Origin of the sequence: Sphingomonas flavida (assembly GCF_036663655.1) — a bacterium.
Classification (GTDB): Bacteria; Pseudomonadota; Alphaproteobacteria; order Sphingomonadales; family Sphingomonadaceae; genus Sphingomonas.
On the sequence record NZ_JAXOJH010000035.1, the window covers coordinates 1 to 9,667 of the forward strand.

11 protein-coding genes are annotated in these 9,667 nt (G+C 60.8%); 9 read left to right on the forward strand and 2 right to left on the reverse strand.

Going from position 1 to position 9,667, the window contains the following annotated elements; translation table 11 throughout:
- Nucleotides 1-89: 89 nt before the first annotated feature.
- Complete coding sequence (locus tag U1703_RS18510) at nt 90-587, forward strand: hypothetical protein (protein ID WP_332786929.1); 498 nt, start codon at nt 90-92, stop codon at nt 585-587.
- A 249-nt stretch (nt 588-836) separates the two neighbouring features.
- A complete protein-coding gene (locus U1703_RS18515; RefSeq protein ID WP_332786919.1) occupies nt 837-1,544 on the forward strand; it encodes a CE1 family esterase in 708 nt (235 codons plus the stop codon).
- Nucleotides 1,545-1,908: 364 nt separating this feature from the next.
- Here the strand turns inward: U1703_RS18515 and U1703_RS18520 are convergent, their stop codons facing one another.
- Entirely contained in the window at nt 1,909-2,643 is a 735-nt protein-coding gene (locus tag U1703_RS18520; protein WP_332786920.1) for an SDR family NAD(P)-dependent oxidoreductase, read from the reverse strand.
- A 91-nt stretch (nt 2,644-2,734) separates the two neighbouring features.
- Between U1703_RS18520 and U1703_RS18525 the strand changes: the two genes are divergently transcribed.
- The 7 genes from U1703_RS18525 to U1703_RS18555 all read left to right on the forward strand — a co-directional run bounded on the left by U1703_RS18525 (nt 2,735) and on the right by U1703_RS18555 (nt 6,443).
- Complete coding sequence (locus tag U1703_RS18525; protein ID WP_332786921.1) at nt 2,735-3,121, forward strand: winged helix-turn-helix transcriptional regulator; 387 nt, start codon at nt 2,735-2,737, stop codon at nt 3,119-3,121.
- Nucleotides 3,122-3,464: 343 nt separating this feature from the next.
- The gene (locus tag U1703_RS18530) at nt 3,465-4,169 is read left to right on the forward strand and encodes a lysozyme inhibitor LprI family protein (RefSeq protein ID WP_332786922.1); all 705 of its coding nucleotides are present in this window, start codon (nt 3,465-3,467) and stop codon (nt 4,167-4,169) included.
- Nucleotides 4,170-4,246: 77 nt separating this feature from the next.
- Complete coding sequence (locus tag U1703_RS18535; protein ID WP_332786923.1) at nt 4,247-4,738, forward strand: DUF4232 domain-containing protein; 492 nt, start codon at nt 4,247-4,249, stop codon at nt 4,736-4,738.
- Nucleotides 4,739-4,744: 6 nt separating this feature from the next.
- Nucleotides 4,745-5,137, forward strand: coding sequence for a barstar family protein (locus U1703_RS18540; protein WP_332786924.1), 393 nt, complete (start codon nt 4,745-4,747; stop codon nt 5,135-5,137).
- Nucleotides 5,138-5,183: 46 nt separating this feature from the next.
- On the forward strand, nt 5,184-5,687 hold the full coding sequence (locus tag U1703_RS18545; protein WP_332786925.1) for a DUF6438 domain-containing protein: 504 nt from the start codon (nt 5,184-5,186) through the stop codon (nt 5,685-5,687).
- 80 nt (nt 5,688-5,767) lie between these two features.
- Nucleotides 5,768-6,058, forward strand: a complete 291-nt coding sequence (locus tag U1703_RS18550; RefSeq protein WP_332786926.1) for an I78 family peptidase inhibitor — start codon at nt 5,768-5,770, stop codon at nt 6,056-6,058.
- Between the two features lie 13 nt (nt 6,059-6,071).
- A complete protein-coding gene (locus U1703_RS18555) occupies nt 6,072-6,443 on the forward strand; it encodes a hypothetical protein (protein WP_332786927.1) in 372 nt (123 codons plus the stop codon).
- Nucleotides 6,444-6,855: 412 nt separating this feature from the next.
- On the opposite strand, the gene U1703_RS18560 is transcribed toward U1703_RS18555, so the two are convergent.
- On the reverse strand, nt 6,856-9,456 hold the full coding sequence (locus tag U1703_RS18560) for an HD domain-containing protein (protein WP_332786928.1): 2,601 nt from the start codon (nt 9,454-9,456) through the stop codon (nt 6,856-6,858).
- Nucleotides 9,457-9,667: the final 211 nt, after the last annotated feature.

Sequence of the window (9,667 nt, forward strand, 5' to 3'; positions counted from 1 at the left end):
GCGCTGAACCCCGGAGAGGACCTCGCCGTCGTTGTAACGCCTGGTCGTATGCTCAGTCATATGCCTCACTCTTATCCAAGAGCGAGACCCTGTCAGGTCATTTAGGGGGCCATCTCAGAAAGGCTGCATTGCAAGCCTGGGGTGCGGATGCGGACCTGTTCGCTCGCGGTATGGCGGAAGAGGTTACTGACGCCACGCTGATGAAGGAGCCGTTGACGCACCCGGGCCAAGTCGTCCGCAAAATCCGTGGAACCATGGATGAGCACATAGCCGCTTTACCAGCGAACCCGAAATTCGAGCCGACGAAAAAGACGGATGCCTATCTGCCTAAGGCGAAGCCCCGACCCACAAAGCCAAAGCCTCGCCCGTCTCGGTCAAAACTCGATCAGGCGGTACAATTAATCGAGGAAGCCGAGCAACGATACGATGCGGCGCGGCGTGATCTGGTCGCCCGCGAGGCATCGCTCCGAAAGGAACGCCAAGCCTTGGAAGACGATCATGATCGAGAGCACCAACGGCTCAAGAAGGCGCGCGCGGACCAAGAGAGAAGGTACCGCGATGCTATGGAGGCTTTGCGCGGTGGTTAGGCTGACTGAGGTGGGCAGGTTCGAAGGCAGATAATGCCTTTATTAGGCGGATGGTCGGTGAACGTTCTACCGAAATAAGCCGTGCTTCGGTCTTGTTCAATATCCAGGCGTGATCCGCGGCCACAATCACTGCAAGCCGACCCACAGCAGATCGTCACGGCGACCACGCCTGCCGCCAGCTTTGGACACCCATCAATTGGTGTTGTAATCGCTTCTGAGAGCAACTGGCTGACCTCGGGGATCGGAAACATGGTGATTCTTCGTCTTCTGATTGCCCTGAGCCTTTGTTTCGGTGCTGCTGTCGCTCATGCCGAGTGCCGCCTTGGCGACGTTGACGCCTTACCCGAACGGCCATTGGTCTACCTTCCCGTGGCGCCCACAGCCGAGCCCATGCCGCTTGTGATTCTACTGCACGGCAGCACAGGCATTGGGGCAGAGATACTGCGCGATAGCCATTTTGCTGACACGGCGGATCGGCATGGCTTTGTGGTCGTAGCGCCTGACGGCGGTATTGCAGCAGCTCATGGCTTTGTCTGGAATATTCCTGGCGTCCCTACGGTGGCGGGTACCTTGCCGCCAAAGGACGCACGCGACGATGTGGCTTATCTGACGGGGCTGGCCGACCGGCTTGTCGCAACTGGCTGTGTCGACCGCACACGCGTATACGTAACCGGCTTGTCGGGTGGTGGGCGGATGAGTTCTTGGCTCGGCTGCGTCGCCGCTCGACGTTTCGCTGCGATTGCGCCAGTTGTCGGACTGCGCGCCGGACGCCCGCTCGCGTCCGATCGGACGCAGGCCGATCCCGCAACCTGTCGCCCAGAAGTGCCGATGCCCGTTCTAGCTTTTGCCGGCGACGCTGATTCCACAAACCCGATCACAGGAGGCGGTGCCTCCTACTGGCAATATGCCCAGACCGTGGCCCTACAACGCTGGGCCGTGCTAAACGGCTGCTCCTAACCTTACGCTCGCAATCTGAGCGCTATGATCTACGAGCAAGGTTACGCACGCTGCCCAGACGGGGCGACTGTTGCAGCGCGTGTTACACGCGGGGGAGAACACAGCTGGTCAGTCGTAGACAATGAGGCGATGTGGACGTTCCTAGCACGCCATCGGCGCTAGACGGAACCTCGGCAGCTTGGACCCAGAAGAGGTCATTCCCGACCGATTTTTACGTTCCTGATTTCTGCCATTCGTTCATGTCGGCCTTCCGGCACTGTCATCGCGTGGCGCGGTGGCCGGAAGGTCGCAGCTGCTATTGGTGTGGCACTCCGCGGGCTGGTTTGATGGTGCCAGCCGACCTCAAGCCGACTGGAGCACTTCGTCAAATCTGCGCCAGGCCACCGTCGGTAAATAGCTCGCTGCCCGTCATGAAGCTGCTGTCTGATGATGCCAGGAAGGCAGCAGCAGCCGCGACTTCTGACGGCTCGCCAACATGTCCGATCGGCGTCGTCGCCCCCATCTCGATTATGGCATCACGGCCAACGACCTCGGCGGCAAGCTCGGTCAAAGTCGGCCCCGGTGACAGGACATTGACCCGGATACCCGTGCCCCGCAAATCCTGCGCCCAGCTGCGCGCCAGGTTGCGGACTGCCGCCTTTGAGGCGCTGTAGACGCTGAATGCCGGAGTCCCCATGACGCCTGTGGTTGAGCCGGTGAGGATGACCGAACCGCCGGCCTCCATCAGCTTTAGGCCTTTTTGAACCGTGAAGATCGTGCCCTTCACATTGACGTCGAACGTCGCGTCGACATGGTCGGGCGTGATTTCGGACAAGGGCAACAATGCCCCCGTGCCGGCATTGGCGAACAGGATGTCAAGCTTGCCGTGCTCCTGCTTCACCGTGTCGTACAGCCGGTCGAGATCGCCAGCATCGGTAACCGATCCCGGGACTGCCCGTGCATTGCCGCCGAGCGCCGTCACAGCAGCTTCCAGCTTATCCGCCCTGCGTCCGAACAGATACACGAACGCCCCTTCGGCGATGAACCGCTTCGCTGACGCCAAGCCAATCCCCGTGCCACCCCCGGTAATAACAGCGATCTTCCCGTTCAGTCTGGTCAAAAGTGCCTCCATTCATTGGTTGCACGCAGTTGGCTTGCGGCCTACCTAAGGACAAGTATGCACCTTTTGGTAAGTACCTTTAATGTCTGAAATGCCACTGGTTGACGATCACGCCGTTGCCCCCATCGCGCCTGCCTTCACCTGCGGGCTCGACGCCACGCTCAAGGTCATCTCGGGAAAGTGGAAGCCCCTGATCCTGTACTTTTTGCTACGTGGGCCCACCCGCTATGGGGAATTGAAGCGCGCCATCCGCGACGTCAGTGACAAGGTGCTGATCCAGCAACTCAAGGAACTCGAAGCGGACGGCGTCCTGCGCCGGACCGACTACAAGGAAGTGCCGCCGCGGGTCGACTACACGCTCACCGAACTTGGCCAGAGCCTCGCCCGAGCGCTTGAGCCGTTATGCCAATGGGGCACCGACAATATGGTCGTAATGCAGAAGCTATTCGCTGAGCGTGACGGCTGGGGGCGAGGCTGACTGGCAGGTCGTTGCGCCTGAATCGATGAGCATCGCAGCCATCGGCTCTGGATCAGCCTGACCCATTTGTGGACATTCAGGCCCCTTCTCAGCCTCCCAACTTCAGCCATTCGATAATCTGGATAGGCGTCACAGCTCGCCGCCCGATCCATCGCCCAGACTGCTCGAAAGGGAAGGAAAGACAGCGCTTCCGCGCGCGCGCGACTGACGTTTACCGCGGATGCCATCCCGTCTGTTCCACTGCCACCACGTCGAGTGGCGTTGCTGCTTGTATGGCCTTGCCATCGCACATTCATATTAGGCACGTCACATCGAGCGCAGGCCGGATCAGGAGGACAAGAACGTGAAGCTAATTATGGGTTTTTCTGCCGTAGTCGCTGGCTTCTTCTGTGCGATGCCTGCGAGCGCGCAGACCGCTGGCGCTTTCATGAACAATCCGACGTTTCGTGATCCCCCGCCTGCCCGGTGCACGTCGACGTTTGACATGCAGCGCTGTGCGGCACACGACCTGCGCGTCGCCGATGCGCAGATGAGCGCTCGCTACGCTGCCGTGCGCGGCCAACTGCGACCGGCCGCGCAACAGACGCTGCTTGCCGAGCAACGCGCCTGGTTGAAGTCACGGGATCGCGACTGCCTTGCCCGCGGCCGGAGCGGCGGATCGATGGCATCGCTTGCCGTCGCGCAATGCTGGATCAAGGTCACCAAGGCACGGGCGACGACGCTTGGGGCAAGGCTTTCTCAGGCGAGCACGGCAACGCGCCTGTTACCCCCTGCCGCATTTGTTGGCCGCTGGAGGGGCGGCGAAGGCACGTATTTGAAGATCAGTCACCAGGACAGCGGCTTCGTGATCGACAATCAATGGGGGCTCGACGCCGATATGCACGGCAAATTCGTTGGCAAGGTCACGCCCGCGGGCTTGAGCTTCCGGCGCAACGGCGTCACCGAGACCCTCCGTCCGAGCAAGAGCAATATGATCAATCGCAGCGCCCTTGCAGGAAAAACGGATTGCCTCATGCTGTCCCGTGATGAGGGCTATTGCCGCTACTGATGCGAGGCCAGGCATCACGGACACCGCCTTTCCAACGCTGTTCGTTACGCACCGCTTACTTTTACTGGAGATGGGACATGCCGATCATCGCTATGCTGCTTCTCGCTGCGTCGTCTCCACTACCGCCACCCTGTCAAGCAGGTCAGCTTCGCCTATCGCTCGACGGCCGCGATGGGGATTTCAATGGCATGTCGCATTCGGGAACCGGGTTATCGGTCCGCAACATGGGTCAGGATTGCCTGCTGGCCGCCCTGCCCCAGGTACGGCTACGCGATGCGCGAAATCGCATTGCCCCGGTGGTCCGGCAGGCGCCGCGCGGGATGCACCCGGGCCCGGTAATGGTGCCCCTTCGGCTTGCAGCGAGCCATCGCGCAGCGGCCGAGATCCGCTGGATCGCCGGTCCCGTCTTTCCTCGCAGTCGAAGGGTGCACGTCGCCAGGATCACGCTGAACATCGGCGCCGGCACGATCTCTGCACCGCTGACGGCAAAGCTTTTCGGAGCAGTCGAACAGCCCGCCATGTTCGAGCAGACCCCACTGCACGCGGTCGAGGGCATGGCGGCGGGCTGACCTGACGTGACCAAGACATTGGAGATTCTCGGTCATGCCATCGTCGACATTCCGTCATTCTATGCCGAGATCAATCGTGTCTTCATGGCTAACGAAAGCTGGTCGCTCGGCGAAAGCCTCGATGCGTTGAACGACCTGCTTTATGGGGGCTATGGTGCGATCGAAGGGCATGAGCTGGTCAAACTGATCTGGCGGGACGTAGACGTCAGCAGATCGGCGCTCGGCCTCGCAGCGACGCGCACGTTCCTGGCGGAAAAGCTCAAACGGCCCGGCACGTTCAATGTCGATATAATCGCTGGTCAGTTGGCTGCTCTCGAGCGAGGCGCTGGGCAAACCTATTTCGATATCGTCCTCGAGATCATTGGCGATCATCCCAACATCGAACTTGTCGCGGCATGACGTGGTGGGTTGGAGATCGAAATCCGAACATGGCTGGCGGGAGGTAATGATGCGGTTGATGTGGTTGGCAGGAACGACGTTGGCGCTGAGCGGATGTGCGACGACCGAGCACAAGGTGGAGCCACAGGCCGTCGCATCTGCCCGTTCTGAAATCCGCAGCCTGACCTATGCGACGACGCCATGCCATGGGTTCTGCCCGGTCTATAGCGTGACGATCAGTGCGGATGGCGCCGGGGTCTTCACCGGGACAAGCAACACGGCCGTAGTGGGCGAGCGCCGCTTCACAGCCACACCGGCACAGGTCGCGAGTTTTTACGATCGGCTGCAACCCTATCTGCCCGTGGGCGAAGTGCTGCTGACCGGGCCCGATACCTGCAGGGTGTACGCAACCGATCTTCCTTCGGTAGACGTCACCTGGACCGGCGAAGGTGGCGCGGGTCACCTCGTGTATGATTATGGGTGCGACCGCGACGCGCACCGTCCGCTGGCCGAGACGTTGCGCACAGCCCCCCAGACGCTGCCGATCACCGAGCTAATCGGTAAACGTTGACCGGTACGATGCCCGGCGCACCACAGCCGTTCAGCTTCGTTCGATTGCGATCCAGGGTTATGTTTGACGAAAGTAATAGCATGCGAACCGACACCTCGTTGACGATGACAGCGCTGATCGCCCTGGCTGCGCTGGGCGCTTGTACCACGACGGGCGAAAACGCCCCGGCCCAGCTGTCGACCTGCAACCCCAAGGCCGCCGCAAACCTTGTCGGGCAGGTTGCACCCGACGATGCGGTTATTCTCCGCCGTACGCACAGCTCAATTATCAGGCGTTTGCCGCCAGGCGATGCGATGACGAAGGATTACCGGGTGGAGCGCATTACAGTCACAGTTGCCGATGGCCGCATAGTCTCCTCATCCTGTGGCTGACCGCGCCGCTGGCATGCGGGCCGTGGTGATGGCGTGCCTTGAGGTGATTGTCGCCGGCTGCACCTCTGTCCGTCCGGTCGAAGGTCCGGTGCGGCTGGGCCAGATCGCCGCGGTCAACGGCCCGCGTGTGCGCCCGGAGCGCGTCATCGAAGACAGCCGCTGCCCTAAAGATGTTCAATGCGTTTGGGCCGGCCGCCTGATCGTGCGCGTGACGGTGCTCGGCGGTGGGTGGTCGAAGCGGATCGATCTTACACAAGGAATACCCGTCAACGTGGCAGACGGCAGTCTCGTCCTGGTCAAGGCAACCCCCTCTCGACAGATTGGCAAGCGACCCGGCACCCCGCTGCCATATCGATTCACCCTCGACTTCCAAGGTGGGCTGTGATGAGTTTTCTATTGCGTGCATGCGCAGGCTCGTTCCGGTTGACCCAAAGTTGGTCATTCGGCGCGATTAATGCGCTCGCCGTAAGCGGACATTCATTCATCTGACCACATTGGTTGTTTCAGCTGGCTGAAAGGCGGCTCACAGCGTCCTCCTTGCGACGCAGGGGGAGGCAGACGGGCCTGCTCGACCTCCTTCGCGCGCAAGCGCGCGACGAGAGAGGTCGGCTTTTGCTGAACAGCGCCAAACGTTTCTTCCTGAGTCACCGTCCGATCGACTTCTTCTGCGACGAACGAAACTTCACGATCGTGATGAAGGAACTCGCTATAGTCACAGGCGGCTCACGGCGCTGAAGCAAAGGCGGGACTGTCGATCTTAAGCTAATTCGAGCGGTGCCGCGAACAACCGAGCACGGTTACTCGGCTTCCTCGTCCCCGTCTCCCGACATCGGGGTGTAGATGCCCACGTTGCGAAAGATGTCAGTCCCGTTGGACTCGCCGACGACGAGTGTGTCCTCCTCGGTCTCGACCTTCCCCCATGCTTCGCATAGAAGCGCCTCGATCACATCGAGAGGCGTTGAGCCGCCACCCTTTGTAACGGTGGAGATCCAGTCGGTATCGCGCAGTCTGCCGTACCTTCCGTCGGCGGTCTGGGCGATCTTGACATTGGCTTTGAACGACGACTCGAACTCGCGCTTGGTGACGTCATCGTCATCCTCGTGACTGATGGTACCTTCGTAGACCTCCAGCCGATCAAGCGGCTCGACCGCCTCGACAAATTGCGAAGCGGTCATCCATTTTTCCTGCCACCAGACAACCGGCAGCTCCCCAACGTCGCCGCCGCAACCCGCTACGATGGCCGCCGCTCGCGCTTTTTCCGCGTCGGGTATTTCGGCGGCGGCAAGCGCTATCGCTTGTTCGGACGACCAGGATGCAAGCACCGGCGGGGGCACGATAGGGCTCGCGGAATTGCGCGACGCGGTTGTCTCGACGCCGATCAGGATACCCGCAATCAACCCGATCTTGCTCGCGGCCAGCCCATCGACCGTAAGCAGACCAGAAGTCGACCACTGGTTTGCCGCATCGATGCGCGCGCGCCCGTAGAGCTTCCCATCCTCGTCTCGCAGCTCCACAAGGTCCTCCCACGGCTTGACCAGCGAGGAAGGTTCATCGTTGTCGTCGGTGTCGTCACCTCCCGTTATCCGATTCAACAACGTCGCGGAGTTGATCTCGAGCCAATCGCCGGCTGAGGTACTGCCGAGCGGCTCATCGTTTTGGGTTACGGTGATGGCCACATCGCAAGCGGGCGCAATCGCAGCAATCACCCGGCTCAGCTTGGCCACTTTGCCCTTTGAAAATGGGTTTTTGCGGTAGAGTAACCCGTCGGGCTCGAACGGGTTAGTCTTGAGCTTAACCTCGACCCGCGTCCCGCCGTCCATAGGCACTTCATTGGGATCGGCGTTGCGCAGATTGGGTCGTGAGCCAAGCCCATGACGGAATTCCAACACGCGTGCAGAATGCGTGTCACGATCGTAACGCCGGCTGATGACGCGAACCAAATCTCCGAGCATGAAGATCGAGAAGAAGCCGATTCCATATTTGCCGCGAGATTTCATGCCCGCGGCGGCTAGACCGGGAAATTCCTGGATCGCTAGCGACGATTTCCAAAAAGAGTTTCCAAAGTCGATCAATGGACCGGTCAGGACAGTCTGGGACATTCCGACGCCATTGTCTTCAAAGCAGAGCCAATATCCGTCGTCCCGCTTTTGAAGCAGCACCTGGAGCTCGCCCCATTTAGGCGGACGTCCTTGCAGCCGCCGTCGCGCGGTTATCGCGTCGAGGCCATTTTGAATCAGCTCGCGGATCGGTGCCGCAGTGCTGTCGCCATAAAGCTTGCTGCCACCGAGTGTGGCAACGATCTTGGGGACGTCGCTGACGCGAACGGTGCTGTCGACAGGCACCCAACCCACCGTTTCGACAGTTCGGGCGAGATCGCTAGGGGAATGCGCGCCCTCGACACGCCGGACGACGAGCGGTTTCTTTTGACGGTCGCGGAGAACACGATCAACGTCACGCAGCTCCCGATCAACCATCTGGAGCGCGTCGAACGCTGTCCACCAGCTATCGGCATCGCAAGCCTCGAAAGGCGGCTGCGCCGTATAGACGAGTGCATCGGACTGGACGAACGGCTTCGCCATTCGCTCTTGGAATTTCCAGTGATCCGCCGAGACGCCCGTGGGCTGAACGAGCGCGAACTCGAAGGCCGGTGCCCGGCGCTGGTCAAGGTGCATCGCGTCAGCGACCCGGAGCAGGCAGGCCACCTTCAGCAGATCGACCGTGCAATTCGTCACGTCTGGCAGGGCACCGAGGGTGCCCGACAACTCCTCCTCGACCTTCGATATACCCCACCAATGGCTATAGGCGATCTTCCCGATTTTCTGACCATAGAAGTTGCGGACCTGCTGATCCTCGATGATGAACATCGGCTGCTTCTGCGGGCCGATCCATGAGATCATTGGCAGGTTCTCGGCCTGTTTGGCGTGAAGCAGACGGAGCGCATCCGCGGTAGCGCGGTCTTCAGCTTCCTTTGCGGCGGCCGTGTCGCCGGCCGGGACAGATGTCAGATACCGCGCATGCAGATCGCGCCATTCGGTTTGCTCGCGCAGCTCTGCGATCCCACTAGGGAAGGCCGCAAGCGTCATCGCTGCATCGTGCAGCAGGATCGCGCCGCCGAAGACGAACGCTTCGGCAGGGTTGAACTCGACATTCTTACCAGCGGCAATGGCCGCCATCTCCCACAGGGCATCGAGGTGCGTGACGTCATGGACGGTCATGTGGGGAAGATCGCTGGCGATCTTTGCGACGAGCATGCTGGCACGTGCGCGCATCGCGTCGTAGCAACCGGCAAGGCGGGCCTGCTCTTCAGGAGTGGCGTCGGTGCGGCTTGCTTCGAAGGCCGCCTTCCAGATTGCTGTATGCTTGAATGACATGGTGGTGTTGAACAGCACCTCCTTCATCGTCGCAATGGGATAGTGTGAACAGCTAGAGCGGTTTTCAGCCGAATTGAATCATCGGGGCTTCACATGACGGCCGTTTTCTGATTCACGATCTGTGCTGGGGAAGGAGGCTGGCGCGAATGGGTCGAGCTTTATCACGTGATCTGCGGGACCGTGTCGTTGCGGCTGTTGAGGGTGGGCTATCGTGCCGACAGGCCGCCGAACGGTTCGG